Origin of the sequence: uncultured Oscillibacter sp., assembly GCF_910587525.1 — a bacterium.
Classification (GTDB): Bacteria; Bacillota; Clostridia; order Oscillospirales; family Oscillospiraceae; genus Oscillibacter.
Window position 1 is genome coordinate 1 of the sequence record NZ_CAJULS010000218.1, and the last position, 2700, is coordinate 2700.

Here is a 2700-nt window from a genome sequence, read left to right on the forward strand (position 1 = left end):
TCAGGGGCCACCTTGGTGCAAGCGGGGGTGTTAAGCACCCGCATCTGACCTGAACTGGGTTTATAAATGCCGGAGTGTGGATTCGTCTGTACGTGAGTTCCCATTTCCACACGATCATATCGCGTTGGCGTGGTTTGCTGAGGCGCATAAGGCAAGCTGGCTCGTACTGCTAAAATACCCATATTGCCCATATAGATGTTTGATTGTATTTGACCAACAAACATTATCATGTCACCATCCTTTTCTCATTTTGTGGTTTCTGATTTTCAGCATTATCCGCACTTTCTCTTACGGACATAGGACGATTGGGTGCGTTTTTCTTGCCGATCTCTTTTCCGCTGTCCGCCCTATTATTTTTTATATCGGCACATTATGGCAAAAGTTAAGTGGGACCGTGAAGGGAAACGGTGCTTGATCGCTTGGATGAAAACCATATCTGCGCCATTTTGGGGAAGCGCGTTGGCGGCAATGCGTCGGTATATACCCGGTGCGGATTGTTCGTACCAAAGCCACTAAGCCCCGGTGCGTCAGCCCAGCCCATGCCGGGGCGCTCCCGGTTCGCTTCCCTCTGCTGGCTGATCACCGCCTTTCCGCCTGCGACCGGAGTTCTGACGGGGACTTCGGCTGGGAAAACGACCAAAGCCGCCTCACTGGCCGTGAGGCGGCTTTGGTTTGCTGTTATGCCTGATTCAGAACTTTTTGTCGATGGAGCTTTCGCAGTAGGCGCAGCGGTAGGTATGCCTGTCCGGGTCGCTCAAAAGAGCGATGGCGTCCAGCTGGGGTTCCGCCATGGTAATGCACCGGGGATTTTTGCACCGGATGACGTTCACCAGTTTTTGGGGCAGTTCCAGGTGCTTTTTCTCCTTCAGCTGCCCGTCCCGGATAATGTTGACGGTGATGCTGGCATCAATATAGCCTAGGACATCCAGGTCCAGGTCCATGGGGGAGTCGATCTTGATGATGTCCTTCCGGCCCATGTGACCGCTGCGGGCGTTTTTGATAATGGCCACCTGGCAGTCCAGCTGGTCCAGATGCAGATGCTTGTAGATCTCCATGCTCTTGCCGGATTGGATGTGGTCCAGGACCACGCCGTTGGCAATGCTGTCAATATTCATACCGTAACCCTCCTCATACTGATTTTCAATAAAACAGACTTTAGGCCTTGTTCGATAAATGGCGAAATGCTCAGGCGGGAGATTTTTGCGCTGGGCAAGGCAAAAATTTAATGAATTCCAGTATCACACGTGGATGTCCAGCAGCTTCAAAATCAGCGCCATGCGGATGAACTTGCCGTTCTTCACCTGTTTCCAGTAGGCCGCCCGGGGGTCCCGGTCCACAGCCACGGCGATCTCATTGACCCGGGGCAGGGGATGGAGAATAGAGAGGTCGGGTTTGGCGTTTTGCAGTTTTTCCGGCGTCAGGATATAGCTGTCTTTCAAGCGCAGGTAGTCCTCCTCGTTGAAAAACCGCTCCCGCTGGACCCTGGTCATATAGAGAATATCCAGCTGGGAGATGACGGATTCCAGGTCTGTGGTCTGGGTGTAGGGGATATCCTTGGACTTGAGGGACTGCTCCTTTACATAGCGGGGCAGTTTCAGCTCCTCCGGAGAGACCAGCACAAAGCGGATGTTGTCGTACCGGCTGAGGGCGTTCACCAGGGAGTGGACCGTGCGGCCGAATTTCAAATCGCCGCAAAAGCCGATGGTGAAGCCGTCCAGCCGCCCTTTCTCCCGGTGGATGGTCAGAAGGTCCGTCAGGGTCTGGGTGGGGTGGTTGTGGCCGCCGTCTCCTGCGTTGATAATGGGGACCTCGCTGAACTGGGCGGCGGCGTAGGGGGCGCCCTCCTTGGGGTGGCGCATGGCGATGATGTCGGCATAGCAGCTGACGGTGTGGACGGTGTCGCCCACGGTCTCGCCCTTGGAGGAGGAGCTGGAGTTGGCCTCAGAAAAGCCCAGCACACTGCCGCCTAAAGCCAGCATGGCGGACTCAAAGGACAATCGGGTGCGGGTGGAGGGCTCAAAGAATAATGTGGCCAGCTGTTTGTGGAGGCAGGCGTCCTGGTACTTGGCGGGATTGGTAGTGATATCCTCCGCCGTGGCGATCAGTTCGTCGATCTCCGCAACGGACAGGTCGGTGACGTCAATGATGTTTCTAGGCATAGGGGCTCCTTTCTGAAAAAGATCTGGATATCCCGGAGGACGGGCGGGGCGGCCGGCCCTGCTGTGGTTGTTTTATGGGGTTCCTGCCGGAGCCCGGCGGAGCGGGTCCGGTGGGGCGGGGAGAAATAAACGGAGCGCTTATAGCGCGGGTTATTTCGGTGAGATCCAGCTCTCGTCCGACGGGTCCGCCCGGAATTTTTTCAGCCGGTCAATGTCCTCCGTCTTGATTTTTCCCTCCTGGGCGGCGATTTCACACACCGCGTCGAAGTTGGAAAGGCTGACGTTCTTCACATTGGCGGCGGACAGGCGGTCCAGGCCCTTTTGGAGGCCGTAGGTGAAGATGGACACGGTGCCCAGCACCTCGGCCCCGGCCTCCCGGAGCGCCTCCACCACCTCGATGCAGCTTCCGGCGGTGGAGATCAGGTCCTCCACCACCACCACCTTCTGTCCAGCTTCCAGCCTGCCCTCAATGCGGTTCTGGCGGCCGTGGTCCTTGCTGCCGGAGCGGACATAACCCATGGGCAGGCCCATGAGATGGCCC

General features: G+C 56.8%; 4 protein-coding genes. All 4 read right to left on the reverse strand.

Features of this window, described 5'->3' with window-relative positions; all coding sequences use genetic code 11:
* The coding region (locus QZ326_RS12690; RefSeq protein WP_295745873.1) for a hypothetical protein at positions 1–230 on the reverse strand (230 nt) is incomplete at its 3' end.
* A 459-nt stretch (positions 231–689) separates the two neighbouring features.
* Positions 690–1115, reverse strand: coding sequence for an aspartate carbamoyltransferase regulatory subunit (locus QZ326_RS12695; RefSeq protein WP_295745876.1), 426 nt, complete (start codon positions 1113–1115; stop codon positions 690–692).
* Positions 1116–1238: 123 nt separating this feature from the next.
* A complete protein-coding gene (pyrB, locus tag QZ326_RS12700; protein WP_295745879.1) occupies positions 1239–2159 on the reverse strand; it encodes an aspartate carbamoyltransferase in 921 nt (306 codons plus the stop codon).
* A gap of 150 nt (positions 2160–2309) precedes the next feature.
* Positions 2310–2700: orotate phosphoribosyltransferase (locus QZ326_RS12705; protein ID WP_295745882.1), on the reverse strand; the 391-nt coding region annotated here is incomplete at its 5' end.